The sequence below is a fragment of the Streptomyces sp. CC228A genome (assembly GCF_021390935.1).
GTDB lineage: Bacteria > Actinomycetota > Actinomycetes > Streptomycetales > Streptomycetaceae > Streptomyces.
On the sequence record NZ_JAJPUI010000008.1, the window covers coordinates 84693 to 111222 of the forward strand.

Annotated in this window: 21 protein-coding genes and 3 pseudogenes; 12 read left to right on the forward strand and 12 right to left on the reverse strand. The window is 75.3% G+C overall.

All coding sequences use genetic code 11. The annotated features are described in order from the left end of the window. Nucleotides 1–42: 42 nt before the first annotated feature. The 3 genes from L6E17_RS22415 to L6E17_RS22425 all read right to left on the reverse strand — a co-directional run bounded on the left by L6E17_RS22415 (nucleotide 43) and on the right by L6E17_RS22425 (nucleotide 1674). Nucleotides 43–561, reverse strand: a complete 519-nt coding sequence (locus L6E17_RS22415) for a hypothetical protein (RefSeq protein WP_236242553.1) — start codon at nucleotides 559–561, stop codon at nucleotides 43–45. 171 nt (nucleotides 562–732) lie between these two features. Next, nucleotides 733–1497 (reverse strand): DUF4239 domain-containing protein, encoded by a 765-nt coding sequence (locus tag L6E17_RS22420; protein WP_236242554.1) that lies wholly within the window; start codon nucleotides 1495–1497, stop codon nucleotides 733–735. A 21-nt stretch (nucleotides 1498–1518) separates the two neighbouring features. Next, entirely contained in the window at nucleotides 1519–1674 is a 156-nt protein-coding gene (locus L6E17_RS22425) for a hypothetical protein (RefSeq protein WP_236242733.1), read from the reverse strand. Nucleotides 1675–3080: 1406 nt separating this feature from the next. Between L6E17_RS22425 and L6E17_RS22430 the strand changes: the two genes are divergently transcribed. The 3 genes from L6E17_RS22430 to L6E17_RS22440 all read left to right on the forward strand — a co-directional run bounded on the left by L6E17_RS22430 (nucleotide 3081) and on the right by L6E17_RS22440 (nucleotide 7406). Continuing rightward, nucleotides 3081–4175 carry a hypothetical protein gene (locus L6E17_RS22430; RefSeq protein ID WP_236242555.1) on the forward strand — a complete coding sequence of 365 codons (1095 nt, stop codon included), beginning with the start codon at nucleotides 3081–3083 and terminating at the stop codon, nucleotides 4173–4175. 253 nt (nucleotides 4176–4428) lie between these two features. Further along, complete coding sequence (locus tag L6E17_RS22435) at nucleotides 4429–5241, forward strand: SAM-dependent methyltransferase (RefSeq protein ID WP_236242556.1); 813 nt, start codon at nucleotides 4429–4431, stop codon at nucleotides 5239–5241. Then, on the forward strand, nucleotides 5238–7406 hold the full coding sequence (locus L6E17_RS22440) for an EAL domain-containing protein (protein WP_236242557.1): 2169 nt from the start codon (nucleotides 5238–5240) through the stop codon (nucleotides 7404–7406). The genes L6E17_RS22435 and L6E17_RS22440 overlap by 4 nt, the downstream gene beginning before the upstream one ends. A 96-nt stretch (nucleotides 7407–7502) precedes the next feature. Here the strand turns inward: L6E17_RS22440 and L6E17_RS22445 are convergent, their stop codons facing one another. Further along, nucleotides 7503–8393, reverse strand: coding sequence for a LysR family transcriptional regulator (locus tag L6E17_RS22445; protein ID WP_236242558.1), 891 nt, complete (start codon nucleotides 8391–8393; stop codon nucleotides 7503–7505). A 93-nt stretch (nucleotides 8394–8486) separates the two neighbouring features. Here L6E17_RS22445 and L6E17_RS22450 point away from each other — a divergent pair, with 93 nt between their 5' ends. From L6E17_RS22450 to L6E17_RS22470, 5 genes are all read left to right on the forward strand, one after another. Continuing rightward, entirely contained in the window at nucleotides 8487–9218 is a 732-nt protein-coding gene (locus L6E17_RS22450; RefSeq protein ID WP_236242559.1) for a succinate dehydrogenase cytochrome b subunit, read from the forward strand. 1 nt (nucleotide 9219) lies between these two features. After that, nucleotides 9220–11172, forward strand: coding sequence for a fumarate reductase/succinate dehydrogenase flavoprotein subunit (locus L6E17_RS22455; RefSeq protein WP_236242560.1), 1953 nt, complete (start codon nucleotides 9220–9222; stop codon nucleotides 11170–11172). After that, nucleotides 11169–11915, forward strand: a complete 747-nt coding sequence (locus L6E17_RS22460) for a succinate dehydrogenase/fumarate reductase iron-sulfur subunit (protein ID WP_236242561.1) — start codon at nucleotides 11169–11171, stop codon at nucleotides 11913–11915. The genes L6E17_RS22455 and L6E17_RS22460 overlap by 4 nt, the downstream gene beginning before the upstream one ends. A gap of 225 nt (nucleotides 11916–12140) precedes the next feature. Beyond that, nucleotides 12141–12629, forward strand: a complete 489-nt coding sequence (locus L6E17_RS22465) for a tyrosinase family oxidase copper chaperone (RefSeq protein WP_268985528.1) — start codon at nucleotides 12141–12143, stop codon at nucleotides 12627–12629. Nucleotides 12630–12648: 19 nt separating this feature from the next. Continuing rightward, nucleotides 12649–13509 (forward strand): tyrosinase family protein, encoded by an 861-nt coding sequence (locus tag L6E17_RS22470; protein ID WP_236242562.1) that lies wholly within the window; start codon nucleotides 12649–12651, stop codon nucleotides 13507–13509. 53 nt (nucleotides 13510–13562) lie between these two features. On the opposite strand, the gene L6E17_RS31585 is transcribed toward L6E17_RS22470, so the two are convergent. The 4 genes and pseudogenes from L6E17_RS31585 to L6E17_RS22480 form a co-directional block, all read right to left on the reverse strand. Continuing rightward, entirely contained in the window at nucleotides 13563–14378 is an 816-nt protein-coding gene (locus L6E17_RS31585) for a PQQ-binding-like beta-propeller repeat protein (protein WP_374109124.1), read from the reverse strand. Continuing rightward, nucleotides 14364–14981: pseudogene (locus tag L6E17_RS31590) on the reverse strand (hypothetical protein); the annotation flags it as partial. The gene L6E17_RS31585 and the pseudogene L6E17_RS31590, both read right to left, overlap by 15 nt. 93 nt (nucleotides 14982–15074) lie before the next feature. Next, nucleotides 15075–15863, reverse strand: a pseudogene (locus tag L6E17_RS31595) (serine/threonine-protein kinase); the annotation flags it as partial. 2 nt (nucleotides 15864–15865) lie between these two features. Further along, nucleotides 15866–18091, reverse strand: a complete 2226-nt coding sequence (locus L6E17_RS22480) for a PQQ-binding-like beta-propeller repeat protein (protein ID WP_236242564.1) — start codon at nucleotides 18089–18091, stop codon at nucleotides 15866–15868. Nucleotides 18092–18266: 175 nt separating this feature from the next. On the opposite strand from L6E17_RS22480, the gene L6E17_RS22485 reads away from it, so the two are divergent. Beyond that, nucleotides 18267–18764: a hypothetical protein gene (locus L6E17_RS22485; RefSeq protein ID WP_374109116.1), complete on the forward strand. Its 498-nt coding sequence runs from the start codon at nucleotides 18267–18269 to the stop codon at nucleotides 18762–18764. A gap of 448 nt (nucleotides 18765–19212) precedes the next feature. Here L6E17_RS22485 and L6E17_RS22490 read toward each other — a convergent pair whose 3' ends face one another. Further along, the gene (locus L6E17_RS22490) at nucleotides 19213–19440 is read right to left on the reverse strand and encodes a dodecin (protein WP_236242565.1); all 228 of its coding nucleotides are present in this window, start codon (nucleotides 19438–19440) and stop codon (nucleotides 19213–19215) included. Between the two features lie 425 nt (nucleotides 19441–19865). Here L6E17_RS22490 and L6E17_RS22495 point away from each other — a divergent pair, with 425 nt between their 5' ends. The 3 genes from L6E17_RS22495 to L6E17_RS22505 all read left to right on the forward strand — a co-directional run bounded on the left by L6E17_RS22495 (nucleotide 19866) and on the right by L6E17_RS22505 (nucleotide 23433). Further along, entirely contained in the window at nucleotides 19866–21116 is a 1251-nt protein-coding gene (locus L6E17_RS22495; RefSeq protein WP_236242566.1) for an extracellular solute-binding protein, read from the forward strand. A 536-nt stretch (nucleotides 21117–21652) separates the two neighbouring features. Next, nucleotides 21653–22522 carry a GNAT family N-acetyltransferase gene (locus L6E17_RS22500; RefSeq protein WP_236242567.1) on the forward strand — a complete coding sequence of 290 codons (870 nt, stop codon included), beginning with the start codon at nucleotides 21653–21655 and terminating at the stop codon, nucleotides 22520–22522. Further along, nucleotides 22519–23433 carry a 1-acyl-sn-glycerol-3-phosphate acyltransferase gene (locus L6E17_RS22505; protein ID WP_236242568.1) on the forward strand — a complete coding sequence of 305 codons (915 nt, stop codon included), beginning with the start codon at nucleotides 22519–22521 and terminating at the stop codon, nucleotides 23431–23433. The genes L6E17_RS22500 and L6E17_RS22505 overlap by 4 nt, the downstream gene beginning before the upstream one ends. On the opposite strand, the gene egtD is transcribed toward L6E17_RS22505, so the two are convergent. The 3 genes and pseudogenes from egtD to egtB form a co-directional block, all read right to left on the reverse strand. Next, nucleotides 23328–24293, reverse strand: coding sequence for an L-histidine N(alpha)-methyltransferase (egtD, locus tag L6E17_RS22510; protein ID WP_236242569.1), 966 nt, complete (start codon nucleotides 24291–24293; stop codon nucleotides 23328–23330). The genes L6E17_RS22505 and egtD overlap by 106 nt on opposite strands. Beyond that, entirely contained in the window at nucleotides 24290–25207 is a 918-nt protein-coding gene (gene egtC / locus L6E17_RS22515; protein ID WP_236242570.1) for an ergothioneine biosynthesis protein EgtC, read from the reverse strand. The genes egtD and egtC overlap by 4 nt, the downstream gene beginning before the upstream one ends. After that, nucleotides 25207–26489 (reverse strand): annotated as a pseudogene (gene egtB, locus L6E17_RS22520) (ergothioneine biosynthesis protein EgtB). The gene egtC and the pseudogene egtB overlap by 1 nt, the downstream one beginning before the upstream one ends. Nucleotides 26490–26530: the final 41 nt, after the last annotated feature.

Sequence of the window (26530 nt, forward strand, 5' to 3'; positions counted from 1 at the left end):
GTGCCGGAGCGGCCGGGCGCCGCCGCGGCGGTGCCCGGCGGATCAGTGGCGGCGGTTCTCGGCCCGGCGGCGGATCACGTAGACCGCTCCGGTGGCGGCGGCCACCACCAGCGCCGTACCGGCGACCAGCTCGCCGGTGTGCCAGCCGCCGACGCTGCCGCCGAGTCCGCCCCGCACGCCCGACGGCGTCGCGGCCACGGTGCGGGTCACGGTCGGCACGGCGGTCGAACTGGTCGTCGGGGCCCGCGCGATGGTGAGCTGCGCCGTGCCCGGCGCGCCCCCGGCGCAGGTGAAGGACACGGTGTAGACCGCACCCCGGCGGGCGTCCCAGTCGACGGTGGCCGCGGCCGAGCCGCCGGCCGGGATGGTGGCGGTGTCGAAGACGGCCGACGAGGCCATCGCGGTCCCCGCGCAGCCCGGCGCGGAGAGAGTGACCCGCCCACCGGGGGCGACGGTCGACGGGGTGACGACAAACGAATCCACCGCTGTGGCGGTGGGAGCGGTGAGAGCGAGAGCCGCCGCTCCGAGCAGGGCGGCGGAAGCGGCACCTATCGCGCGCATGGTCGTGAGCCTCCGGTCCGTAGGGACGACCGCGGAAAGGGCTTCCGCGGAGCGCTGGGAATGACCCTCTTCGTCCGGAACGCTAGGAGCGCCCCACCGGCCCCGCGAGCCCGGTCGGGCGAACGGGGCACGCCGTCACCCGCACGGCTCACCCCGGTGGCGCGCCCCGGCTCACCCCCTCAGCTCCGGGAACACGTTCAGGAAGGGCTGCGCGGTCGCGGTCACGCCCCGCCCGAACGGGGCGTCGATGGCCCAGATCAGGAACAGCAGGAACGCGATCAGCGAGCTGTACAACCCGGCGAGCAGCAGTTCGCGGGGCGTGCGGCGGATCTGCAGCGTGAAGATGAGGCCCACCGCGATCAGCGCGCCCGTGACGAGCCCGAACCAGACCAGCCCCGGCATGGTCTCGCCCGCAGCGTCGGCGCGGGAGCTGCGGGCGTCGTCCGCCATCGCCACCTGGTCGACCAGCGGCTGGTACGCCTCCGCCTCGTAGTCGTCGGCCGGACGGTAGTCGGTGACCGAGCGCCGCACCTGGAGGAGCAGTTCGGTGCCCCTGTCGGTGAGCTCGCCCTCCTCGGCCATCGTCCGCCACTCGGTGCCGACGACGTGCCGTACGTACGCTTCGACGCCGTCGGTGATCTCCTCGTGCACCTCCCGCGGCCACACCTCGGAGCGGAGCTGCACCTCGTGCAGCGCCTGCGCCTCCTGGCGGACGCTCTCCTGCGCTGCGCCGCGCCCCTCCCAGACGCCGGCGATGGCCAGGCCGAGGACGATCGCGTACACGACGCCGATCATCATCGTCATGTACTCGATGACGTCGGGCGTCTCGGAGGGGTCGTCGTCCTCGCCGACCCTGCGGTGGTTGATGACGACGATCGTGAGGACCACCGCGCAGGCGGCGGCCATCGCGAGGGTGAGAACAAGCCATTGGGACAAGGAGATCCCTCTCTCGGTCGGTCAGCGGGAACGGGGGCGGAGGATGGCGGCGGCGAAGATCGCCGGCGCGGCGACGAGCAGCACCACGGACACCAGCGAGGGCCCGCTCTCCGGCTTGGCCCGCCGCGCGCCCCGGTAGGAGGGGAGCGGCACGGACGCGCGCGCGGGCGTCGCCACGGCGGACGGGGAAGGCGTCGGGGGCGCCGGTGCCGGGCGCGGCGGCGGTGGCGGAGGCGGTGGGGGAGGGGCCGGCGCAGGCGGCGCCGGCCGGGGCGGGGGTGGCGGCGGGGGCGGTACGGGCGGCGGCGGAGCGGGCACCGCGCTCACGGGCGGCACGGACGGCGCCGGAGGTTCCGGCGGCGGCGGCGGCGGGGGCGGTGGCGGGGGCGGCGGTGGCGGCGGTGGGGTCAGGGTCGGCGTCGGCACCGGAGAAGGCGGCGGCGGTACGGGCACGGGAGCCGGCGTGCAGGTGACGCCGCTGCCGGCCGCGGAGGTGGCGGTGGCCCCGCCCGGCCCGACGGAGGCGTGGGCGCAGGCGTCCGCCGCGGCAGGCGGGAGGAGGGCGGGGGTGAGGAGGAGGAGCGGCCAGGCGAGCGCCGCTCCTGCGAGCACCCGCGCTACGTGGGATCCGTTCACGCCGAAGAGCATGATCGGCTCAACGAGCACGCACGCCCGGAAGAGCGGTCATTCGCCTGATGGTGCGGCACGCTCGAACGCCCGTCTCCGTCCGGCCGCGCCGGGAGCCCTCCCGCCGCCGGTCGACCCCGCGCGCCCGCAGGCGGTTTGCGGTGGAGGACGGCCGGATTCGCCGCGGGGGCGGGCGGCCTCGTACGGCCGCCGCCCGCGCCCGCCGCCCGCCGCCCGCGCCCGCCGCCCGCCGCCCGCCGTCCGCCGTCCGGGCCCACGCCGGCCCCCGCCGTCCGTGCCCGCGCTTGCCGTCCGGGCCTGCGCCCCCGCCGTCCGGGGCGTCGCCATTCGCTGTCCGTGCCGCCGCCATTCGCTGTCGGTGCCGTCCGCTGTCGGTGCCGCCCTGCCGCCCGTACCGCCCGCCTTCCGTTGTCGGTGCCGCCTGCCGCCTGCCGCCTGCCGCCTGCCGCCCGCCGCCCGCCGTCCGGGCCCGCGCCCCCGCCGTCCGGGGCGTCGCCCGGGAGGGTGAGGCGCCAGGTGCCCGCTCGGGTGCCGTGCGACCTGCCGCGGCCCGACCGTGCCGCGCGGTGCCGGGCGGTGGCGCGCCCTGCGGACAGCACCGGCGGCGCCCAGGATCGACGGCGCGGCGCGGGAGCCCGCGCCTTGATGGTGAGGGAACAGGGACGGGGCGGCCGCCCTGCCGGGGCTGCCTGCGGCAGGGTCGGCCGCGGGGCGCCGGCAGAGGGCCGCGGCCCGCGGGCCGCGGGGCGGAGGCGGCCGTCCTCGGGCTGCGGGTCCCGTGTGCCGACGGGGGCCGCCGTTCGCGGGGCCGTCCGCGGAGTTTCGCGGAATCTCCGGCCCCGTTGAACGCACCCCGGCCCGCCCCCCGTACATAGGGCCATGGAACGGCGCACCGCGGACGCCGCTGAAGAGCTTGACAGCGACGGGAGTTGAGGATGAGGACCTGGCGTAACGCCGCACTCGTGGCGGCTGCGGCGGCGATGATGACGCTGACGGCCTGCGGGCAGGAGAAGGGCCTGGAGGGCCAGTCGGTGGGCGCTGCCGCCCCCGCCGGCAGCGGCGCCGGCTACGGCGAGGGGTACGGCGCCGGATACGGGAAGGGCGGGGCCGCCGAGGCCGCGGCGACCTCCGAGGCCGGGCAGCTCGGGCTGCAGGAGACCGCGAAGGCGGGCACGGTCCTCACCGACAGCGAGGGCCGGACCCTCTACCGCTTCGACAAGGACTCGGCCAACCCGCCGAAGTCCGCCTGCGAGGGCGACTGCGCCAAGGCGTGGCCCGTGGTGACGGCGGAGGGCGCCAAGCCGCCGACCGGCGTCGACCCCGCGCTGCTCGGCGTGCTCACCCGACCCGACGGCACCAAGCAGCTCACCGTGGACGGCTGGCCCATGTACCGGTACGCCAAGGACGCCGAGCCCGGCGATGTGGAGGGCCAGGGCGTGGGCGGCACCTGGTACGCGGCGGCACCCGACGGCGGCAAGGCCGAGCCCGGCAAGAAGGCCGGCGGCAAGGAAGCCGGCGGCACGGAGGAGGACGCCGGCGGCGAGGGCGGGGAAGCCGCCGGGGAGGAGGCCGGCGGCGGCTACGGGGGCGGCGCTGCGGAGGGCGAAGGCCAGGGCAAGGGGGAAGGCGAGCAGGCGGAGCAGGCGGACCGCCCCGGGCTGTCCGTACGGAAGGACCCCAAGCTGGGCGAGATCATCGTCGACCGCAACGGCATGACGGTGTACCGGTTCACGAAGGACTCCGCCTGGCCGATGAAGACGGCCTGCACCGGCGCGTGCCTGGAGAAGTGGCCCGCGGTCGCACCCGTCGACAAGAACGACACCGAGGGCGTCGAGTTGAAGGGGTCCGGTCCGAACCGGGGCTTCGTCACCTTCGACCGTCCCGACGGGATCAAGCAGCAGACCATCGACTGCTGGCCGCTGTACACCTTCGCCGGCGACAAGAAGCCCGGCGACACCAACGGGCAGGGCGTGGGCGGCAGCTGGTACGCCGTCTCGCCCGACGGAAAGCTGGTCGGAGCGCCCGAGTAGAGTCCCCCACACGCGACTCCGGCCTGGCCGGCCCGCCGCCTCCCACCCCTCGCGGGAGCGGCGGGCCGGCCGCCTGCGTGCCCGCGCGGCGCCCGCCCGGACACGTGCACGTGCCACCGGTCTGTGACCAAGAACGGATCGCTTTTTTCCGTTTCCCCTCGCCCTCCCGCCGGGCGATCAGTAGCCTCGGCTCGAACACCGGCCATGAACATGGCCAGGGCCGAACAACCGTGGCGACAGTGGGAGTCAAACGATGGAGCGTCCCGCCTGGGCTCCGCCCGGCATCGACATCTCGGTGCCGAGCGTGTCCCGAATCTACGACTACTACCTGGGCGGGTCCCACAACTTCGAGGTCGACCGGGAAGCCGCCCGCAAGGCCATGGAGTTCATTCCGGGCCTGCCCAAGATCATGCAGGCGAACCGCGCCGTGATGCGCCGCGCCGTGCGGTACGCGCTCGCCGAGGGCGTGACCCAGTTCCTGGACATAGGCTCCGGCATACCGACGTTCGGCAACGTCCACGAGGTCGCCCAGCAGACCGACCCCGAGGCCCGCGTCGTGTACGTCGACCACGACCCGGTCGCCGTCGCCCACAGCCGCGCCGTGCTGCAGGGCAACGACCGCACCCGGATCGTCGCCGCGGACCTGCGCAAGCCGCAGGAGATCCTCGACAGCCCCGAGGTCGCCGAACTCCTCGACATGGACCGGCCCGTGGCCCTCCTCCTGGTCGCCGTGCTGCACTTCCTGGAGGACGCCGACGAGCCGTACGAGGCCGTGGCCCGGCTCCGGGACGCCCTGGCGCCCGGAAGCCTGCTGGTCCTCACCCACGCCTCGTACGAGGGCGTCCCCGTCCCGCAGGAGCAGGCGGGCGGCACGGTCGGCGTGTACCGGGAGATCCGCAACCCGCTCGTGATGCGCTCCCGCGAGGAGATCGCCCGGTTCTTCGACGGCTTCGAGATGGTGGAGCCGGGCCTGGTGGCGCCGCCGCGGTGGCGCCCGGAGAACTCCCCCGAGCAGGAGGATCCTTACGCCTTCTCGGGCTTCGCCGGGGTGGGGCGCAAGGGGTGAGCACAGGCGCGCAGGCAGCCGGGTCCGACGCGGACCCGGACGGCCTGGAGGACAGACTGCGGCGGTTCGCGACGATCTGGAGCCGGGCCATCTTCCCGGTGACGGCCACCTCGATGACGCGCACCGAGTTCGAACAGCACCTGCTGCCGCTCGCCCGGCAGCTCGGCACCGCCCTGCACGCCGTGCCCTTCGACCCCGCGCTCGCCCAGGGCGTGGGGGCCGCCCTCGTGGCCGCCCACTGCACCGAGCCCGACGCGCTCAGCCGCAGCCTCGGCGTCGTCGACTCGTACCTGGTGCTGTACTGCGGCGGCGGACCCAGCGGGGTGCGCCCCGACGACCTGCGGGCCCGCTGCGCCCGGCTCCAGCACGCGCTGGCCGCCGGGTTCGCCCGGGCGCTGCGCGAGCGCACCCTCAGCGAGCAGGAGGCCATCGCCCGCTCGGCGCTCACCGCGCGCACCTTCGCGGAGCAGGCGCTGCACGCCAGCCAGGCGCGGTTCCGCGCGGTGTTCGAGGACGCGGCGATCGGCATCGGCATCGCCGACCTCGAAGGCAACGTCATCGACGTCAACGAGGCCCTCACCCGGATGTTCGGCGGGCTGGACTCCGTCGTGCGGGCCCGCAACGTCACCGAGTGGGTGCACCCCGAGGACGCCCCGCACGTGTGGCAGCTCTACGGCGAACTGGTCCGCGGCGAACGCGACCACTTCCAGGTGGAGAAGCCCTTCTACCGCTCCGACGGCACCGTCCTGTGGACGAACCTGACGGTGTCGCTGCTCCGCGACCCGGAGGGCCGCCCCCAGTACCAGCTGGCGCTCATGGAGGACACCACGGAGCGCCGGCTGCTCAACCTCCGCCTCCGGTACGAGGCCACGCACGACGCCCTGACCGGCCTGCCCAACCGCACCCTGTTCTTCGAGCGGCTGGAGAAGGCCCTGACCGGCGACAGCACCCGCTTCGGGCTGTGCTACCTAGACCTGGACGGTTTCAAGGCGATCAACGACAGCCTCGGCCACGCCGCCGGCGACCGGCTCCTCGTGGAGGTCGCCGACCGGCTGGAGCGGTGCGCGACCGCGCCCGGCGAGATGGTCGCCCGCCTCGGCGGCGACGAGTTCGTGGCCCTCACCACCGGGCCGTCCGTCACCGCCCGGGACGCCGAGGAGCTCGCGGTGCGGATCCTCACCGCCCTGGCCGCGCCCATCAGCCTGGACGGGCGGGACATCACCGTACGGGGCAGCATCGGCATCGTGGAGGGCAGCGCGGGGGAGCGGGGCCCCGCCGAGGTGCTGCGCAGCGCCGACATCACCATGTACCGCGCCAAGTCGGCGGGCGGCAACCGCTTCGAGTGCGCCGACCCCGAGGCCGACGCCCGCGCCATCACCCGGCACGGCCTCACCACGGCGCTGCCCGCTGCGCTGGACCGCGGCGAGTTCTTCATCGAGTACCAGCCGCTCGTCCACCTCGGCGACGGCAGCGTGCACGGCGCCGAGGCCCTGGTCCGCTGGTGCCACCCCCAGCACGGCACGCTGGGCCCCGACCGGTTCATCCCGCTCGCCGAGCACACCGGCCTCATCGTGCCGCTCGGCCGCTGGGTCCTGGAGGAAGCCGTACGGCAGGCCCGGTTCTGGAAGCGCCGCCACACCGACGGCGGGCCGCTGCGCATCAACGTCAACCTGTCGCCCACCCAGCTCCACCACCCCGGACTCGTCCAGGACATCACCGACATCCTGGACCGCTCCGGCCTGGCCCCCGGCGCGCTGTGCCTGGAGGTCACCGAGTCGGCCCTGATCGGCGCCGACGAGGACCTCCTCAAGCCGCTGCGGCACCTCGCCGACATGGGCGTCGACATCGCCCTGGACGACTTCGGCACCGGCTACTCGAACCTCGCCAACCTGCGCCGCCTGCCGGTGAGCGTCCTCAAGCTGGACCGCTCCTTCACCCGCGGCATGCAGCAGCACCCGGCCGACCCCGTCGACCTGAAGATCGTCGAGGGGATCGTCTCGCTGGCGCACAGCCTCGACCTGGCCGTCACCGTGGAGGGCGTCGAGACCGCCGCCCAGGCGGAGCAGCTGCGCGCCCTGGGCTGCGACACCGCCCAGGGCTGGTACTACGCCCGCCCCGGCACCCCGGACCGCATCCACACGCTGGCCCTGGCGGACGCCGTGTAGCGGCCCTCCGCCCCGTTCCGGCCCCCTCCGCGGACCCAGCGCCCGCGACGCGGGCCTCCGCGGGGTGCCCGTCCGCCGCGCCGGCCGCCCGCGGGCTCAGCCGCCGCCCACCGCGGACCGCAGCAGCACCCGCTGTAGCTCCCGCGCCGCGCGGGGCGGCGCCACGTCGCTGCGGTGCGCCAGCGCGATGGTCCGCCGCAGGCCCGGCGGGGCCAGCGCCGTCACCCGTACGTCCCGGCCGGCACGGGCCGCGACCATGCTCGGCACCACCGCCAGCCCCAGCCCGGCCCGCACGAAGCCGAGCACCGCGTCCATCTCGCCGCCCTCCACCGTGAAGGACGGCTCGAAGCCGGCCGCCCGGCACGCCGCGACGGTCAGCTCCCGCAGGTCGTAGCCGTGCCGGAACATCACCATCGGCCGCCCCTCCAGGTCCGCGATCCGCATCGGGCGCGGCGGCGCGGGGGCCGCGGCCGACGACACCACCACCAGGTCCTCCTGGAGCAGCTCCAGGGTCGTCAGCGCCGGCGCCGGGCTCGGCAGCGGCAGCACCACCAGGGCCAGGTCGAGCGCCCCGCGCGCCAGCTCCCGCACGAGGTCGCGGGAGCCGCCCTCCTCGACCAGCAGCCTGATCCCCGGGTACAGGTCGTGGAAGGCCCGCAGCACGTCGGGCAGCAGCCCCGTGCACAGGCTCGGGGTCGCCCCCAGCCGCACCCGCCCCCGCCGCAGCTGCGCCAGCTCCTGCACCTCGTGCCGGGCCGTGTCCGCGTCCGCCAGGATGCGCCGCGCCAGCGGCAGCAGCGCCTCACCCGCGTCCGTCAGCGCGATGTTGCCCCGGGCCCGGCTGAAAAGCTCCGCGCCCAGCTCCTTCTCCAGGGCCCGGATCTGCTGCGACAGCGACGGCTGCGACACATGGGTCCGCTCGGCGGCGCGGGTGAAGTGCCGGGTCTCGGCGACCGCCACGAAGTACACCAGCTGCTGGAACTGCATACCGCCACCCTAAGCCGTGATAGCCCGCACCTATCGAGATCAGCCGCACCATGACTTGGACCTTTCGGGACGTGCGGCCCTAGCGTCGGCTGCATGGCTCTGGCATCGCGGACGCAACCTCCGGGGACGGGCCGGAAACCGTCCCCCGCGCGCCCTCCCCGGCGCACCTTCCTCGGCTCCACCCTCGGCAAGAAGACCGTCATGGCCGTCAGCGGCCTGCTCCTCCTCGCCTACCTCGTCGCGCACGTCATGGGCAATCTGAAGGTCTTCTTCGGCCCCGACGAGTTCAACGCGTACGGCCGCTGGCTGCGCACCATGGGCGACCCGGTCCTCCACCACGAGTGGGGGCTGTGGATCGCCCGCGCCGTGCTGCTCGCCGCCGTCGTCGCCCACGGCGTGTCGGCGTACCAGCTGAGCCGGCTCGACCGGCGGGCCCGCCCGACCGCCTACGTCCACAAGCGGCGCCGCGCGAGCTACGCGACCCGCACGATGCGGTGGGGCGGCGTCATCATCGCGCTCTTCGTCGTCTGGCACGTGCTGGACCTGACGACCCTCACCGTCAACCCGAACGCCCAGCACGGCCACCCGTACGAGAACGTCGTGGCGACCTTCTCCACCTGGTACGGCAACGTCATCTACCTCGTCGCGATGCTCGCCGTCGGCCTGCACATCCGGCACGGCTTCTGGGCCGCCGCCCAGACCCTCGGCGCCGGCGGCGTCCGCCGCGACCGCGCCCTCAAGGCCACCGCGAACGCCCTGGCCCTGCTGCTCACGGCGGGTTTCGTCGCCGTGCCCGTCGCCGTCATGACCGGAGTGGTGAGCTGACATGAGCCGTCCCTACGCGCAGTACACGACCGGCGAGCCCCTCGCCGACACCAAGGCCCCCGGCGGGCCGATCGCCGACCGCTGGGACCGGCGCCGCTTCGAGGCGAAGCTCGTCAACCCGGCCAACCGCCGCAAGCACACCGTCATCGTCGTCGGCACCGGACTCGCCGGCGGCTCCGCCGGCGCGACCCTGGCCGAACAGGGCTACCGCGTCGTCCAGTTCTGCTACCAGGACTCCCCGCGCCGCGCCCACTCCATCGCCGCGCAGGGCGGCATCAACGCGGCCAAGAACTACCGCAACGACGGCGACTCGGTCCACCGCCTCTTCTACGACACCGTCAAGGGCGGCGACTTCCGCGCCCGCGAGTCCAACGTGCACCGGCTCGCCCAGATCTCCGTCGAGATCATCGACCAGTGCGTCGCCCAGGGCGTGCCCTTCGCCCGGGAGTACGGCGGGCTGCTCGACACCCGCTCCTTCGGCGGCGTCCAGGTGTCCCGCACCTTCTACGCCCGCGGCCAGACGGGCCAGCAGCTGCTGCTCGGCGCCTACCAGGCGCTGTCCCGGCAGATCGCCGCCGGCACCGTCGAACTGCACGCCCGCACCGAGATGCTCGACCTGATCGTCGTCGACGGGCGGGCCCGCGGCATCGTCGCCCGCGACCTCGTGACCGGCCGCGTCGACACCTACCTGGCGGACGCGGTCGTGCTCGCCACGGGCGGGTACGGCAACGTCTTCTACCTCTCCACCAACGCGATGAACTCCAACGCCACCGCCGTGTGGCGGGCGCACCGGCGCGGCGCCCACTTCGCCAACCCCTGCTTCACGCAGATCCACCCCACCTGCATCCCGCGCACCGGCGACCACCAGTCGAAGCTGACCCTGATGAGCGAGTCCCTGCGCAACGACGGCCGCATCTGGGTGCCCAGGGCCCAGGGCGACACCCGGCCGCCGCACGAGATCCCGGAGGACGAGCGCGACTACTACCTGGAGCGGATCTACCCGTCCTTCGGCAACCTCGTGCCGCGCGACATCGCGTCGCGGGCCGCGAAGAACGTCTGCGACGAGGGCAGGGGAGTGGGGCCCGGAGGGCAGGGCGTCTACCTCGACTTCGCCGACGCCATCCGCCGCATGGGGCGCGAGGCCGTCGAGGCGAAGTACGGCAACCTCTTCGACATGTACCAGCGGATCACCGACGAGGATCCGTACGAGGTGCCGATGCGGATCTACCCCGCGGTGCACTACACCATGGGCGGCCTGTGGGTCGACTACGACCTCCAGACCACCGTCCCCGGGCTCTTCGCCATCGGCGAGGCGAACTTCTCCGACCACGGCGCCAACCGGCTCGGTGCCTCCGCCCTGATGCAGGGGCTCGCCGACGGCTACTTCGTGCTGCCCGCCACGATCAACGACTACCTCGCCCGCACCGGCGGGCCGGCCCCGGTGCCGCAGGACCACCCCGCGGTCACCGGGGCCGTCGCGGAGACCCGGGACCGGCTGGCGCGGCTGCTCGCCGTCGGCGGGGACCGCACGCCCGACTCCTTCCACCGCGAGCTGGGCGAGCTGATGTGGGACCACTGCGGCATGGCCCGCACCGACGCCGGGCTGCGCAAGGCCCTGGACCGGATCCCGCAGATCCGCGACGAGTTCTGGCGCCGGATCAAGGTCCCGGGCACCGGTGAGGAGTTCAACCAGTCCCTGGAGAAGGCCAACCGCATCGTCGACTACCTGGAGCTCGCCGAGCTGATGTGCCTCGATGCGCTGCACCGCACCGAGTCCTGCGGCGGCCACTTCCGCGAGGAATCCCAGACCCCGGAGGGCGAGGCGGCCCGTAAGGACGAGGAGTTCGCGTACGCCGCCGCGTGGGAGTACCGGGGCGCCGGCGCTCCTCCCGTCCTGCACCGGGAAGACCTGGTCTTCGAGTACGTCCACCCCACCCAGCGGAGCTACGCATGAGGCTCACCCTGCGCGTCTGGCGCCAGAAGAACGGCGACGCACCCGGCGCCATGGCCACGTACGAGGTCGACGGGATCTCGCCGGACATGTCCTTCCTGGAGATGCTCGACACGCTCAACGAGGAGCTGATCCTGCGCGGCGAGGACCCGGTGGCCTTCGACCACGACTGCCGCGAGGGCATCTGCGGGGCCTGCTCCCTCGTCATCAACGGCGACGCGCACGGCCCCGAGCGCACCACCTCCTGCCAACTCCACATGCGCTCCTTCCGGGACGGCGACACCATCGACGTCGAACCGTGGCGGGCCGCCGCGTTCCCCGTGGTGAAGGACCTGGTCGTGGACCGGTCGGCGTTCGACCGGGTCATCCAGGCCGGCGGGTACATCACGGCGCCCACCGGCTCCGCGCCGGAGGCCCACGCCACCCCCGTGCCGAAGGCCGACGCGGACTCCGCCTTCGAGCACGCCGAGTGCATCGGCTGCGGCGCCTGCGTGGCGGCCTGCCCCAACGGCTCGGCGATGCTCTTCACCTCGGCGAAGGTCAACCACCTCAACGTGCTGCCGCAGGGCGCGCCGGAGCGCGAGAGCCGGGTGCTGGACATGGTGGCGCAGATGGACGCGGAGGGCTTCGGCGGGTGCACCCTGACCGGGGAGTGCGCCCGCGTGTGCCCCAAGGGGATCCCGCTGCCGTCCATCACCGCCATGAACCGGGAGTGGCTCCGGGCGAACCGGCGGAGGGCGGTTTAAGGACAGCTTGCCGATGTGACCCGGGACACGTTCGCGGCCGCCGCGCGAAAGAATCTTCACGCGGCGGCCACACGGGCGCCTGGGGTGGCGTCGCGGGGGAGGGGTGGAGCGCTCTCCGCAGCAAGATCAACTTCGTTGAACTCTGGATAGTTGAGGGGCAGTTGTCCGCATTCGGGTCAACTGCATTCCGGAAATTTCCCCCTGACGGGGTCGGTCGGTAGGCATATGCCCACCGCGGTCGCTGCATCCGGCCGCGGGTGCATCCGACCACTGCACTCGTCCCTGGGGGTCCCTCAGCATGTCCGGAATCACACGCCGCCGCGCCCTCGGCACGGTCGCCGCCGCAGCGGAACCGCGGCCGCCGCGCCCGCCCTCGCCGCGGCCGCGCCCGCCTTCGCCGCCGCGCCCGCCGCCGCTCCGTCCCGGTCCGCCGGGCACGGTCCCGCGGCCTTCGACGAGGTCTACCGAGGCCGGCGCATCCAGGGCCACCCGTCCGGCGGCGGCCACCACGGAGGCCACCACGGCGGGCACACGGGCCACGGCGGCTACACCGTGCTCATAGACGGCGAGGAACTGCACGTCATGCAGAACGCCGACGGCACCTGGATCAGCGTCATCACCCACTACGACCCGGTCCCCTCGCCCCGCGCGGCGGCCCGCGCCGCCGTCGTGGAGCTCCAGGGCTCCCCGCTCGTCCCCCTCGCCACCGCCTGACCCGGGAGCCCGCACCCCCATGACCGTACGCAAGAACCAGGCGGCCCTCACCCCCGCCGAGAAGCGCCGCTTCGTCTCCGCCCTGCACGAGCTCAAGCGCAGCGGACGCTACGACACCTTCGTCACCACCCACAACGCGTTCATCATGAGCGACCGCGACGACGCCGAACGCGTCGGGCACCGCTCCCCGTCCTTCCTGCCCTGGCACCGTAGGTTCCTGCTCGACTTCGAGCGCGCGCTGCAGTCCGTGGACGCCGACGTCACCCTGCCCTACTGGGACTGGACCGCCGACCGCACCCCCCGCTCGTCCCTGTGGGCCCCCGACTTCCTCGGCGGCACCGGCCGCAGCCGCGACGGGCGGGTCATGGACGGCCCGTTCGCCCGCTCCGGCGACCGCTGGACCATCACCGTCCGCGTCGACGGCCGCGACTTCCTGCGCCGCAACCTCGGCGCCGGCGGCCTCCCCCTGCCCACCCGAGCCGAGGTCGACTCGGTGCTCGCCATGGACACGTACGACATGCCGCCCTGGAACAGCGGCTCCGACGGGTTCCGCAACCACCTCGAAGGGTGGCGCGGCGTGAACCTCCACAACCGCGTCCACGTGTGGGTGGGCGGCCAGATGGCCACCGGCGTCTCCCCGAACGACCCGGTGTTCTGGCTGCACCACGCCTTCATCGACAAGCTGTGGGCCGACTGGCAGGCCCGCCACCCCGACTCCCCGTACCTCCCGGGCGGCGGCACCCGCGACGTCGTGGACCTCGACGAGACCATGCGCCCGTGGAACGACGTGACGCCCGCCGACCTGCTGGACCACACCCGCTACTACACCTACGACACCGACACCGACACCGACACCGGCACCGACACCGCCTCGTCGTAGTCCCGCAGGGCCCGGCGCGGAGGCGGGTCGCCGCCCTGACCGCGGGCCGCCCTTCAGCGCCCGCCGGCGGCGAGGGCCACGAGGCCCTTCGTCCCCATGACGTACACCTGCCCGCCGCCGGCCCAGAACGCGCGGGGCGGGCCGGCGGCCAGGACCGTGGAGAACTCGTACGTCCAACGGACCTTCCCGTCCGCCGCGTCCAAGGCGTGCAGCCGTCCGCCGGAGGCGAGGTACACGGTGTCGTCCGCGGCCTGCAGCACAGGCAGGCCGCCCGTCGTCTCGGGGATCGAACCGGCCCAGCGCACCGCGCCCGTGCGGGCGTCGAGTGCGTACACGACGACGGCCAGGCCCTGCGACCCGGCGGCGAAGACCGTCCTGCCGTCCGGACTCGCCACCACGCCCTTCAGCGGGGCCTTGGGGGAGGTCCACACGACGTGCCCGTCCGCCGGGTCGACGCCGTAGAGCCGGTCGGTCACGTGCAGGAACATGCCGCCGGCGGAGGAGTGCGGGCCGTCCCGCCAGTGGCCGTGGCGGCCGCCTTGCACCAGCAGGTCCGTGGTGCTGGTCGTGGCTCCGGGGGAGGGCCGCTCCCAGGCCGTCTTCCGGGTGCGGACGTCGAGGGCTGCGATCTTCTGCGCGCTGCCGTCGGTGTTCCTGCTCGACCAGAAGAGGCGGGTGCCGGAGGACGGCACGAACAGGTCGCCCTGCGGGTAGCGGGTGTCGGGGTCCGCGAGGACGACGTGCCAGCCCTTCCTCGTGGCCGGGTCCACGGCCCACACGAACGGGCCTGCCGTGCCCACCCACCCCTTCTTCGGATCGATGGACGTGGACACCGCGGTCCCGGTGACGTACACCCGGCCGTCGAGCATGCCCGACACCGCGACCTGGCTGCCCACCTCGTACGGCAGCGGAAGCGTCCAGGCGGTGGCGCCGGTGCCGAGGCGGACGGCGCGCAGGGCCCGTCCGAGTTCGTTCGCCCCCGTGCGCATCACGGCGTACGCCATGCCGTCACCGAGGGCCGCGATGAGGCCCTCGACCGCTCCGGCGGCCGGCTCCGGCAGGTGGGCGACCGGGCCCCAGCGGCGGCGGCCCGCCGGGTCGAACGCCCAGAGGTTCTTGGCGCTGAGCGCGAGAACGGTACCGCCCTCGCCCAGGATCTGCACCACGGGTTCGGAGACGGCGGCCGTCCACCGGGGCTTGGCAGCGGTCCCGGTGCCCAGCGGCCGCGTCGGGTCGGTCGGCCCGGTGGGCGTCGCCGCCGTCGCCTTCGCCGCCGGTGCCTTCGGCTGCGACGGCCCGTCCGGTCGCCCGAGCCACAGGCCGAGCGCGGTGCCGCCGCCCGCGAGCGCCGCGGCCCCGCCGGCGAGACCGAGCACCATCAGCGTGCGCCGGCCGGGATCCGTGCGGTGCGGAGCGGGGTCCTGCGGAGGCACGGGCGGCGGCGGGGCGGCCGGGGCCGTCGAGGGCGCCATGACGGCCGCCGCCTCCTCGATGGCCGCGACCAGCGAGGGCGGTAACCAGGCGCCCGCCGCGGGGACGGCGCCCCGCCCCACATGCTCCACCACCTGACGGGGAGTGGGCCGGTCCTGCGGCCGCTTGGCCAGGCACGCGGCGACCAGGAGCCGCAGCCCCTCGGGGACCGCCGACAGGTCCGGCTCCTCACGCACCACCCGGCGCAGGATGTCCGCCGGCTGTCCGCCCCCGCCGTCGAACGGGCCCTCGCCCCGCGCGGCGAACACCAGAGTGGCGCCGAGCGAGAAGATGTCGCTCGGCGGGCCGACCGGTCCCGCCACGGCCTGCTCCGGAGACATGTACGCGGGTGTGCCGAGGATCATCCCGGTGGCGGTGAGCGCGGTGCCGTCGGCGGCGCGGGCGATACCGAAGTCGATGATGTGCGGCCCGTCCAGGGCGAGGAGCACGTTGCCGGGCTTGAGGTCGCGGTGGACCAGGCCGGCCGCGTGGACCGCCGTCAACGACTCGGCGAGGCCCGCCGCGAGCGAACGCAGCGCGGGCTCCGGCAGCGGGCCGCCCAGCGCCACGGCCCGGCCGAGCGACACGCCGGGCACGTAGACGGTCGCCATCCAGGGCACCGGACCGTCGGGGTCCGCGTCGACCACGGGGGCGGTGAACGCGCCGGAGGCGGCGCGGGCCGCCGTCACCTCGGCGCGGAACCGGGCGCGGAAGCCCGCGTCGGCGGCCAGCTCCGGGCGTACCAGCTTCACCGCGACCGTCCGGCCACCGGACGAGCGCCCCAGGTACACGGCGCCCATACCGCCCGCGCCCAGCCTCCCCAGCAGGGCGTACGGGCCGATCCCGGTCGGGTCGGTCGACTCCAGCGCCGCCAAGTGGCCCATCGTCAGGCTCCGTTCGCGTCGAGTGAGGCGACGGTCGTCGCCCCCGTGTCGCAGATGCACAGCCGCCGGTCGCCGGCGGCCCAGGCCAGGCTCATGGGACTGCTGCCCCTGAACCCGCCGTACTTCCAGCGGGGATCACCGGTCGACGCGTCGAAGGCCCAGATCATCCCGTCGGCGCCCATGCGGTACACGTGTCCGTCGCCGTACAGCAGCCGCGCGCCGAAGGAGCCCGAGCCCCCGGCGTCGGCCGGGATCGACCTGCGCCACCGGGGCTTGCCGCCGGCCGCGTCCAGCGCGGCCAGGGCGAACCCGCCGTCCTCCTCCAGCAGGACGAACACGACGCTGCCCCGGGGGTCGGTCGCGACGCCGTCACCGCGCACGGACGCGCCGACGACCCCGGGTGCCCGCCACGCCTGCCTGCCCGTCGCCGGGTCCAGCGCGGACAGGGTGCCGGTGGCGTCGGCCACGAGGAAGTGGCGCCCCGCGGCACCGACCAGTACGGGTTTCAGCTTCTTCGACCAGGTCGTCCTGCCCTTCCCGTCCACGGCCACGATCCGGTCGGCGTCGGCGTAGAGCAGCCCGCCGCCGGACCGGGGCAGGCCCCAGAAGGCAGGTATCGCCTCGGCCGGGTGCACCCAGGCGGTGCGGCGGGTGGCGAGTTCGAGCGCCCACACGGCCACCCCCGAGGTGCTGCTCCCGTCGCCGGTCAGCGGCAAGAGGTAGGCGCGGCCGTCGCGGACACCGGGAACACCGAGCACCCCCGTGGCCCGCCGGTCGGTCAGGGTGGCGGTCCACGGCTCCTTGCCGTCGGCCATACGGATCGCGAGGACCGCCGCGTGCCGGGCGTCCGTGGTCGCGCCGGACACGTAGAGCCGGTCGCCGGCCGTGGCGGCGATCGTCCGGGCGGTGGGGCCGGTCACCGAGAAGACGATCTCGTGGTCCGCCCCCTTCACCGTCCACGCCGTGTCACCTTTCCGGTCGAGGCCCACGACCGCTTCCAGCGTCACGCAGGCGACGGTCCCGTTCCCCGGCAGGACCTGGGCGACCGAGGCCGGCAGCCGGGTCTGCCAGGCGAGCCTCGCGTCGGGGACGCTCTCGGCCGGCGGCCGCGGCGCGGTGGTGGGCGTGTCCTTCCCGCCGCCGGTGCCGGCACCGCCGTCCCGGCTGAGCGCCGCCACGGCGCCGGCGCCCGCCGCGACGGCGAGCGCGCCGCCGGCCAGGCCGAGGAGGAGCTTCCGGCGGCCGGGCGCGGAACCGGGCCGCTGCGCTTCGACCGCCTCGGCGAGGCCGGTGAGCAGGGCGGTCGGCTCGGGGTCGGGCGGGGCGGCGAGCGCGGCCCGCAGGGCGAGGACGTCGGCGGCGACGGGGTCGGGGAGCCAACCGGCCGACGGGCGCGGCCGGGAGCCGCCGGCGAAGGCCAGTCGGGGGTCGGGGCGTTCGATGGCCGCGATCACGGCCCGCGGGGTGGGCCGCTGCCCGGGGTCCTTGGCCAGGCAGCGGTCGATGAGCGGCCGTAAGCTCCCCGGGACCGCCGACACGTCCGGCTCGGTGTGCACGACCCGGAAGAGCACCGCCGCAACCGCGCCGTCCCCGAACGGGCTGTGCCCGGACGCGGCGAACGCGACCGTCGTCGCCAGCGAGAACACGTCGCTCGCCGGGGTGAGGTGCCGCCCGAGCGCCTGCTCGGGGGACATGTACGGCGCCGAGCCGATCACGGAACCGGTGGACGTCAGCGCCGTGCTGTCGACGGCGCGCGCGATGCCGAAGTCGATGACGTGCGGACCGTCCAGAGCGAGCAGCACATTGGCCGGCTTCAGGTCCCGGTGGATGACCTTCGCCGCGTGGATGCCCACCAGTGCCTCGGCGAGCCCGGCCGTCAGCATCCTCAGCGCGGCCTCCGGCAGGGGGCCGTGCGCGGCGACCGCCTGGTGCAGGGAGACCCCGACCACGAACGCCGTGGCCATCCACGGCACTTCGGCGTCGGGGTCCGCGTCGACCACGGGGGCGGTGAACGCTCCGGACACCAGCCGCGCCGCCGCGACCTCCCTGCGGAACCTGTCCCGGAAGGGGCCGTCCAGCGCGAGGTCCGGCCGGACGGCCTTCACGGCCACCGTCCGCCCCCCGGACGATCGGCCCAGGTACACCGTGCCCATCCCGCCCGCACCCAGCCGGGCGAGGAGTCTGTACGGCCCGATCTCCCGCGGATCCCCCGCGCCGAGTCGCTTCATGCGGGCCCCCTCCCTCGCAGCGCTCATAGGATAGTGGCGGTATCCATCAATGCGCCGCGTTTCGGCAAGCACCAGGGCGGCCGGCCCCCGGCACGGGCCGGGCCGGAGGGAGCCCGACGGGACTCGCCTCCCCAGCAACGCCGTTCGGGAGGTGTGATTCCCTACCCTGGGCCCCGTGACGCCCGTGAATCCCGCCAGCAGACCCCTGGCCGTGTTCGATCTGGACAACACGCTCTCCGACGCCCGCCACCGGCAGCACTACCTGGAGCGCACCCCGCGCGACTGGGAGGGCTTCTTCGCCGCGGCCCCGCAGGACCCGCCGCTGCCGCCGGGTGTCGCCCTGTGCCTGGAGGCCGCCAGGACGTGCGAGATCCGCTACCTGACCGGCAGGCCCGAGCGCTGCCGCCGGGACAGCCTCGACTGGCTGGCTGCCCACGGGCTGCCCGAAGGCCGCCTCCACATGCGCCGGGACGCGGACCGCCGTCCGGCGCGGGTGACGAAGATGGAGGTGCTGCGCCGGATCGGCCGCAGCCGCCGGGTGAGCATGCTGGTCGACGACGACGAGTTGGTCTGCGACGCGGCCGAGAAGGCCGGCTTCCGCGTCGTACGGGCCCGCTGGGCGCTCAGCGCCGAGGCGCTGAAGGAGGCCCAGGAGAAGGAAGGCCGCACCTGAGCCCGGCTTTCCGGATGGGCGCCCGGTGGCCCCTGAGGGGCGTGGCGGGGCTCCGGCGGGCGCGGCTGCCCGGCCTGCGGCGGGGCATCCCGCAGTGGATCCTGGCGCGTGCGGGCTTCCGGGCACCCGGTCGCCCGGCCGGGACGGCGGTACCGCCGCCTGCCTGCCGGCTCCCCGCACAGGTGGGGGTGGCGGCGCGGCCGAGCCTCTCGGTGGAGCGCGCCACCGTGACGAACGCCCTGGGCGCCTGGGCGCCGCGCCGGCCCCACTGGTGGGCCGTCGCCTCAGGGCGGGTGCTGCCCGCGCCCGCGGGACCCGGCCGTTCGCGGTGTGACCGGAGGGGAAGGGCCGGAGCCGCTCGCCGGCGGGCGGGCTGCGGTGGGCGTACGGGCCTGAGTGCGCCGGCCGGGCGGCCGCGGGGACCCGCCGGCGCGGCCGCCGGGTCCGGTTACTCGCCGGACGGGTCGGGCCCGTCGAGGCGGAAGCCCACCTTCATCCCGACCTGGTAGTGCGCCACCTGCCCGTCCTCCAGATGGCCGCGGATCTCCGTCACCTCGAACCAGTCGAGGTTGTGCAGGGTCTGCGCGGCCCGGGTGATGCCGTTGCGGATCGCCTCGTCCAGCCCGTTGTGCGAGGTCCCCACGATCTCGGTGACGCGGTACGTGTGGTGGGACATGGCGGCCTCCTCGTCGGCTCCGTCGCGACGCGCCCCGCGACGCGTCCCCTCCACGGTGCCCCAGCCCGCCCGGCTCCGCGAGGCGAGGCCGACCACTGGCAGTGAGGATCCGCCATGGCATCGGCTGAGGGCCTGACTCGTCCACCGAATGACGCTGCCCCGCCCCTGAGGCGTCGGTGGCGCAGGGAGACGCGGCGCGGGCGGGGCGTGGGCGGGGCGCGGGCGGGGCGCCGCAGGTGCGGCACGGGCGAGGCGCCGGCGGGGCGGCAGCGGGATGGCGGCGGCCGCCGGGGAGGCGGAGCGCAGGCCCGGGACTTGACCCGGCCATTGGTCCATACCAAAATCCAGCCATCGCCCGTGCGAACGTGTTCGCTCCCCCACGTCGGGTCCGTCCACCCCTCCCTGCCCCGCCCAAGGTGACCCACGTGAAGAAGCGTCTGCTCGTCCGCCCCGCCGCACTCCTGCCCGCGCTCGCGCTCACAGGCTGCGGCCTGCTGCCCGGACAGGCGGGGGACACCCGCACCGTCACCGTGTGGCTCATGAAGGGCAGCGCCTCGGACGCCTTCCTGGAACGCTTCACCGGCACGTACGAGAGGGAGAACCCCGGCGTCCGGCTGGAGATCGTCATCCAGGAGTGGACCGGCATCGGCAAGAAGATCTCCACGGCCCTCGCCGGGGAGACCCCTCCGGACGTCATCGAGGTCGGCAACACGCAGGTCGCCCAGTACGCCGAGACGGACCGGCTGTTCGACCTCACCCTGGAGTCGGTGCGCGACCTCGGCCACGAGGAGTGGCTGCCCGGCCTCGCCGAGCCCGGCAGCATCGACGGAAGCCAGTACGGCATCCCCTGGTACGCCGCCAACCGGGTCGTCGTCTACCGCAAGGACCTCTTCGCCCGCGCCGGCATCGAGGAGCCGCCCAAGACCCGCGAGCAGTGGCTCAAGGACACCGAGCGGATCAACCGCACCGGCGCCGAGGGCATCTACCTCGCGGGGCAGGACTGGTACACCCTCGCCGGGTTCGTCTGGGACGAGGGGGGCGAGCTCGCCGAGGAGAAGAACGGCCGGTGGGCCGGCACCCTGCACACCCCGGCGGCGCTGCGCGGCATGGAGTTCTACAAGGACCTCCAGAGCCTCGGGTCCGGCCCGAAGGACGCCGACGAGGAGAACCCGCCGCAGACCGAGGTGTTCGCGAAGGGGGAGGTCGCCCAGATCATCGCGACCCCCGGCGCCGCCACCGCCATCGAGGGGCTGAACCCCGACCTCGCCGACGAGCTCGGCTTCTTCCCGATCCCCGGCAGGACCGCCGACCAGCCGTGCGCGGTGTTCACCGGCGGCTCCGACCTCGTCATCCCCGTCCAGGCGCCGGAGCGGGGCGCCGCCATCGAGGTCGTCAAGGCCCTGGCGGGGGAGAAGTGGCAGACCGACCTGGCCCGCACGATGAACTACGTGCCGAACAAGACCACGCTCGCCGCCGCCGTCGAGGGCCAGGAGGGCACCGCCGCGATGGCCGCCGGCGCCGCCCGCGGCCGCGCCACCCCCAACTCGCCGCGCTGGGCCGACGTGGAGGCCGACAACCCCATCAAGCCGTACATGACCGCCGTCCTCCAGGGCCGCGACCCCGAGGCCGCCGCCCTCGCCGCGTCCAAGAGCATCACGGAGGCGCTGGGCGGCTGAGCCCCGACCGGAGCGCTCCGGCGCCCGCCCCGGCCTCGGCCGCGGCGGGACGCCTGCGCGCCTCCGCGCTTCCGCGCCTCCGCGTCTGCGGGCCTTCGCGCCTTCGCGCCTTCGCGCCTTCGCGCCTTCGGGCCTGCGCTTCCGCGCTTCCGCGCTTCCGCGCCTCCGCGCTTCCGCGTCTGCGGGCCTTCGCGCCTTCGCGCCTTCGCGCCTTCGGGCCTGCGCGTCTGCGGGCCTCCGCGCTTCCGCGCTTCCGCGCTTCCGCGTCTGCGGGCCTTCGTGTCTGCGGGCCTGCGCGCCTTCGCGCCACCCCACACCGTCGCCCGGCACCCCGCCCCGCACCCCGCCCCGCGCCGGGTCCCGCCGCAGGTGGGCGCTCCGGAAACCGGTTCGCCCGGGTGGGGGAACCGGTCATTCAGCTACCGCACACCCAGCCTCCGCCACACGGTCACGCCGAATCCAGCCGGCCACGGGAGAAGTAGGAGCGGGCCGCCGCAGCCGCGGCGCGTCCCCGCCGTACGGCCTCAGGAGACGCCATGCCCGTGCCCCCTGCCCCCGCCGCCCCGGCCCCCGCGCCCGCCCCGGTCACCCGCCTGGTTCCCGCGCCGGCCCCCGCCACCGTACCCGCCCTCACCATCCCGGCCCGCGGCCCCGCGGCCGGCGCCGCGCAGGGCACGGACGCGTCCCCCCGCTACCGGCTCTCCCTCGCCCGCGAACAGGAGGACGTACGGGCCGCCCAGAGACTGCGGCACCAGGTGTTCGCCGCGGAGTTCGGCGCCTGCCTCGACGGTCCGGAACCCGGCCTCGAAGGCGACGCCTTCGACGCGTACTGCGACCACGTCCTCGTCCACGACGACAGCACCGGCGAGGTCGTCGGCACCTATCGGCTGCTGCCGCCCGACCGCGCCCGCATAGCCGGCCGCCTCTACGCCGAGAGCGAGTTCGACCTCAGCCGGCTCGCCCCGCTGCGCGACGACCTCGTCGAGGTGGGCCGCTCCTGCGTCCACCCCGCGCACCGCAACGGCGCCGTCATCTCCCTCATCTGGGCCGGCATCGCCCGCTACATGACCCGCACCGGCCACACCTGGCTGGCCGGCTGCTGCTCCCTCCCGCTCGGCGACGGCGGCGCCCTCGCCGCCGCCACCTGGGACACCGTCAAGGCCAAGCACCTGGCACCCCAGGAGTACTGGGTCACCCCGCACCGGCTCTGGACCCCCGGCGGAGCCCCCGCCCCCGAAGGCCCCACCCCGCTCCCGCCCCTGCTCCGCGGCTACCTGCGGCTCGGCGCCCAGGTGTGCGGCGCGCCCGCCCACGACCCGGACTTCCGCGTCGCCGACCTGTACGTCCTGCTGTCCATGCGCCGCATCCACCCCCGCTACCTGCGGCACTTCCTCTCCCTCGCGTGACCGGCACCGCCGGCCCCGGCCCCTGGCTGCCCACCGCGCCCTGCACCCCCGAGGACTGCGCCGACCCCCGGAGCGGCCCCGGCACCCGCACGCCCGTGCGCGCCGCGCTGCGGCTCGCCGCAGGGACCGCCGCCGTCCTCGCGGGCGTGCTCCTCGCGCCGCTCGCCGCGGCCGCCGGGCGCGCGGGCCGCCGGGCCCTCACCCGGCTGTGGTGCCGCGCCGTGCTGTACGCGTTCGGCGTCCGCGTCCGCGTCACCGGCGCGCCCCCGCCGCCCGGACCCCGGCTGGTCGTCGCCAACCACGTCTCCTGGCTCGACGTGCCGCTCGTCGCGGCCGTCCTGCCCGGCCGGATGGTCGCCAAGCAGGAGGTCAGGCGCTGGCCCCTGCTCGGCCCGCTCGCCGCGCGCGGCGGCACCCTCTTCCTGGACCGGGAGCGGCTGCGGGCCCTGCCCGGATTCGTCCGCACCGCGGCGGGCGCCCTCGACGCCGGCTTCCGCGTCGTCGTCTTCCCCGAGGGCTCCACGTGGTGCGGCCGCGCCCAGGGCCGCTTCCGCCCGGCCGCCTTCCAGGCGGCACTGGACGCGGCGGTCCCCGTGCAGCCCGTACGGATCACGTACCGGCCGCTGGGGCCCGCCGCGTTCGTCGGCGACGACACCCTGGCCGCCTCCCTGCGGCGGATCGCGGCGGCCCGGGGCCTCACGGCCGAGCTGCGGCTGCTCCCGCCGATACCGCCCGGCCGGCACCCCGACCGCCGCGCCCTGGCAGGCGCGGCCCAGGACGCCGTCCGCGGGCCGCGCGCGCCCGCTCAGACCGCTGTGGCCAGCGACAGCCCGAACCACCCCTTCTCGTCCGTCCACCACCGGGACAGCGCGAGGCCCGCCGCGGCCAGCTCCGCCTCCACGCGCTCCTGACGGAACTTCGCCGACACCTCCGTCCTCAGGTCCTCACCCGCCGCGAAGGGCACCGCCAGACCCAGCTCGGGGATCTTCACCGTCAGCGCGTGCCGCGCCCGCAGCCGCATCTCGATCCACTCGTTGTCCGGGTCCCACAGGGCGACGTGGTCGAAGTCGTCCGGGTCGGCGTCCGCGCCCAGCTCGCGCTCCAGGACCGCCAGCACGTTCTTGTTGAAGGCCGCCGTCACCCCGGCCGCGTCGTCGTACGCCGCGACGAGGGTCGCCTCGTCCTTCACCAGGTCGGTGCCCAGCAGCAGCGCGTCCCCCGGCTCCATCAGCGCCCGCACCGACCGCAGGAACGCGGCGCGCTGCGCGGGCAGCAGATTGCCGAGCGTCCCGCCCAGGAACGCCACGAGGCGCGGCCCCGGCGTCCCCGGCAGGGCGAGGCCCCGGGTGAAGTCCGCGACCAGCGCGTGCACCCGCAGGCCGGGCAGCTCGGCGGTGAGCTCCTCGGCCGCCCCGGTCAGCGCGGACTCGCTCACGTCCACGGGCACGTAGCCGTCGAGGCCCGGCCGCAGCGCACGCAGCAGCAGCCGCGCCTTCTCCGACGAGCCCGAGCCCAGCTCCACCAGGGTGCGGGCGCCCGTCGCCGCCGCGATCTCCGCCGCGCGGGCGGTCAGGATGGCCCGCTCCGTGCGCGTCGGGTAGTACTCCGGAAGCCGCGTTATCTCCTCGAACAGCTCACTGCCCCGAGCGTCGTAGAACCACTTGGGCGGCAGCTCCTTCGGCGTGCGGGTCAGGCCGTTGAGCACGTCGGCGCGCAGGTCGGCGCCGGCGGTGCCCTCGGGCAGGGTGCGGGTCAGCAGGAAACGGCTCACGCGGGGGACTCCTCGAACGGTTCGTTCCGGTCGTTCGGTTCACTCGGGACGGTCGCCCGGCCCGGCCCTCCCGCCGCGCAGTGCGCGTGCGGAGCAGGCGCCCCGCCGGGCACGTGCGGGCCGTCCGGCTCCAGGGTGGTGAGGGCGACGCCGCGGGCGGTGGCCGCGACCAGCGTCCGGTCCGGCACCCGGCACCAGCGGGGATCGTCGTCGTACGGCTCCGAGGCCACGACCGCCCGGTCGGCGCCGGCCGGCGCCAGATACCACAACGTGTCGCCCCAGGCCGTCGCGGCGATCGACGTGCCGTCCGTCAGCAGCAGGTTCAGCCGGGACCCCGGCGCCGCCGCGGCCACGTCGGCCACCACCCCGGCCAGCGCGCCCGCCAGGGGCTCACCGGACCGCAGCCGGTCCAGGACCAGGGCCCACACCAGGGCCGAGTCGTTGCGGGCCTCCAGGGACAGCAGCGCCGCCGGGGGCAGCACGGCCGACAGCTTCCCGAGGGAGTCGGGCCAGCCCGCCACGGCCCCGTTGTGGCTGAACAGCCACGGGCCGCTCGCCGCGCCGCCGGCGCCGAACGCCCCCGCGGCCCCGGCCGTGAACGGGGCGGCCGCGGCCTCGCCGTCCGCGCCCGGCACGGTGGCGTCCCGCACCGCCGCCAAGGCGGCGCGCGCCCGCACCACCCGGGCCAGGTCCGCGAACGACGGGTCGCCCCAGATCGGCCCCGCTCTCCGGTAGCGGGCCGGCACCGGGTCGCCGGGCGCGTACCAGCCGACGCCGAACCCGTCGGCGTTGACCGTCCCGTACTGCTGCATGCGCGGCGCCCACGACTGCCGGTACAGCCCGTGCGGCGGCGCCAGCAGCAGCGCACCGAGGGGGACCGGCGCACCGGACACCCAGGCGATGTGACGGCACATCAGGCGGCCACCTCCGCGTCCCGCGCGGTGCGGAAGCCGGCGAAGATCTGCCGCCGGATCGGGTAGTCCCAGTTCCGGAACGTCCCGCGGCAGGCCACCGCGTCCACCGCGAACGCCCCGCCCCGCAGGACCTTGTACTCCGGCCCGAAGAACACCTCCGAGTACTCCCGGTAGGGGAAGGCCACGAATCCCGGGTACGGCAGGAAGTCGCTGGACGTCCACTCCCACACGTCCCCGATCAGCTGCCGCACGCCCAGCGGCGACGCACCCGCCGGGTACGCGCCGGCCGGCGCGGGCCGCAGGTGCCGCTGCCCCAGGTTCGCGTGCTCGGGGCCCGGCGCGGTGTCGCCCCACGGGTAGCGCCGGGACCGCCCGGTGGCCGGGTCGTGGCGGGCGGCCTTCTCCCACTCGGCCTCCGTCGGCAGCCGCCGCCCGGCCCAGCGCGCGTAGGCGTCGGCCTCGTACCAGCTCACGTGCAGCACCGGTTCGTCGTCCGGGACCGGTTCGACGACGCCGAACCGGCGGCGCAGCCACCGGTCGCCCTCCCGCCGCCAGAACAGCGGGGCATGCAGGCCGTGCTCCCGCACGTGCGCCCACCCGGCGGGTGCCCACCAGCGCGGGTCGCGGTAGCCGCCGTCCTCGATGAAGCGGCGGTACGCCCCGCAGGTGACGGGCACCGTGTCGATGAAGAAGTCCGGTACGAGGCGGACGTGCGCGGGCCGCTCGTTGTCCAGCGCCCACGGCTCGTCGCCGTGGGAGACACCCATGGTGAACGGCCCGCCCGGCACCAGCACCTCGGCGGGCAGCCGGGCGGCGTCCTCCGGGGCGGGCGGCGGGGCCGGCGCGGTGAGCGCGGCGGCCCCCGCCGCAGCTGGTGGGTGACCAGCATCGTCTCGTCGTGCTGCTGCTCGTGCTGGGCGACCATGCCGAACGCGAACCCCGCGGACAGCAGCGGGTCGCCCTCCAGCCGGGCGCCGTCGAGGACGTCCAGGACGCGGCCGCGGACCTCCGCCGCGTACGTCCGCGCCTCCCGCGGCGCCAGCAGCGGCAGCGACGGCCGGGCGGCCCGCGGGTGCTCGAACGCGTCGTACAGCGGGTCGATGTCGGGCCGCAGCGCCTCCCGGCCGCCGACGGCCCGCAGCAGCCACTGCTCCTCCTGGTTCGCGATGTGCGCCAGGTCCCACACCAGCGGCGACATCAGCGGCGAGTGCTGCGCGGTGAGCTCACCGTCGTCGACGCAGTCGGTGAGCAGCGCGGTACGGGCCCGGGCGGCCGTCAGCACGTCGTACGCCTGCCGCCTGAGGGCCTCGGGGGATGCGGGGG

What these genes read in the sequence shown, in the direction of transcription:
- L6E17_RS22415 (WP_236242553.1), bottom strand. Translation starts at nt 561, where the DNA reads ATGCGCGCGATAGGTGCCGCTTCCGCCGCCCTGCTCGGAGCGGCGGCT.
- L6E17_RS31585 (WP_374109124.1), bottom strand. Translation starts at nt 14,378, where the DNA reads ATGCTCGACGGCCGGGTGTACGTCACCGGGACCGCGGTGTCCACGTCC.
- L6E17_RS22490 (WP_236242565.1), bottom strand. Translation starts at nt 19,440, where the DNA reads ATGTCCCACCACACGTACCGCGTCACCGAGATCGTGGGGACCTCGCAC.
- L6E17_RS22445 (WP_236242558.1), bottom strand. Translation starts at nt 8,393, where the DNA reads ATGCAGTTCCAGCAGCTGGTGTACTTCGTGGCGGTCGCCGAGACCCGG.
- L6E17_RS22460 (WP_236242561.1), top strand. Translation starts at nt 11,169, where the DNA reads ATGAGGCTCACCCTGCGCGTCTGGCGCCAGAAGAACGGCGACGCACCC.
- L6E17_RS22450 (WP_236242559.1), top strand. Translation starts at nt 8,487, where the DNA reads ATGGCTCTGGCATCGCGGACGCAACCTCCGGGGACGGGCCGGAAACCG.
- L6E17_RS22480 (WP_236242564.1), bottom strand. Translation starts at nt 18,091, where the DNA reads ATGAAGCGACTCGGCGCGGGGGATCCGCGGGAGATCGGGCCGTACAGA.
- L6E17_RS22435 (WP_236242556.1), top strand. Translation starts at nt 4,429, where the DNA reads ATGGAGCGTCCCGCCTGGGCTCCGCCCGGCATCGACATCTCGGTGCCG.
- egtC (WP_236242570.1), bottom strand. Translation starts at nt 25,207, where the DNA reads ATGTGCCGTCACATCGCCTGGGTGTCCGGTGCGCCGGTCCCCCTCGGT.
- L6E17_RS22500 (WP_236242567.1), top strand. Translation starts at nt 21,653, where the DNA reads ATGCCCGTGCCCCCTGCCCCCGCCGCCCCGGCCCCCGCGCCCGCCCCG.
- L6E17_RS22455 (WP_236242560.1), top strand. Translation starts at nt 9,220, where the DNA reads ATGAGCCGTCCCTACGCGCAGTACACGACCGGCGAGCCCCTCGCCGAC.
- L6E17_RS22465 (WP_268985528.1), top strand. Translation starts at nt 12,141, where the DNA reads ATGCCCACCGCGGTCGCTGCATCCGGCCGCGGGTGCATCCGACCACTG.
- L6E17_RS22430 (WP_236242555.1), top strand. Translation starts at nt 3,081, where the DNA reads ATGAGGACCTGGCGTAACGCCGCACTCGTGGCGGCTGCGGCGGCGATG.
- L6E17_RS22470 (WP_236242562.1), top strand. Translation starts at nt 12,649, where the DNA reads ATGACCGTACGCAAGAACCAGGCGGCCCTCACCCCCGCCGAGAAGCGC.